We start from the raw sequence: 653 nt of genomic DNA, 5'->3' as shown, positions 1-653 counted from the left end.
CATTAATACTAAAAATATAAACAGCAAAAATGATTTATAAATTTGTTTCACAATCCCACCTTAACCTTTATTCTTGAGCGCTAATTCGTAGTGCTTAGCAAAATCTTCTAAATAAAATGGAGACTCTTTATTGACAAGTTCATCTGTTAATTGGCTATGAATACCTTCAAAGCGCTTCCAACTCTGAGCATATTTTCTTGCTGGAATAACCTTGTTAATTACATTGTCTTTAGCCAATGCATCTGAATAAATAGTATTAGGTTCAACGAGAGACATGACACTCGATACCGTACCCGCGACTCCTTGCATTAAAGCCTGCTCATGATTTTCAATATCGTTAAATGCTTCTTTTATTGCGGCATTAGGCTTTAAAAAACTTGACGTTTGACGGTTATACAAATTGTGGATTGCATCTTCCAAATTTGCTGAAAACTTAAGTGGATTATTTTCAGACTTTCTAAATGCAGTATGGTTGACGCGATTGGTTTGTTTAAATACAGCCCGATTGTGAAGAGTCTCCATTAGCCCAATAAGCATGAGAGAAAACGACTGACCTAATTGTTCAAACCACTGCTCTCGATTTTGGCTTGGTACCATATTGGGGTCGATCCCCATGCCATAAATGAAGGCTTCCAGTTCACCTCGATGCACTG

At 37.1% G+C, this 653-nt stretch carries 1 protein-coding gene; it reads right to left on the bottom strand.

The window, feature by feature from the left end:
- Positions 1-60 precede the first annotated feature (60 nt).
- Positions 61-653: type VI secretion system-associated FHA domain protein TagH (gene tagH, locus R7Z77_RS26110; RefSeq protein WP_318137145.1), on the bottom strand; the 593-nt coding region annotated here is incomplete at its 5' end.

The organism is Vibrio sp. 1401, from assembly GCF_033340295.1.
The sequence above is the reverse complement of the archived record's forward strand: the minus strand, read 5'-3'. Positions and strand labels throughout refer to the sequence as shown.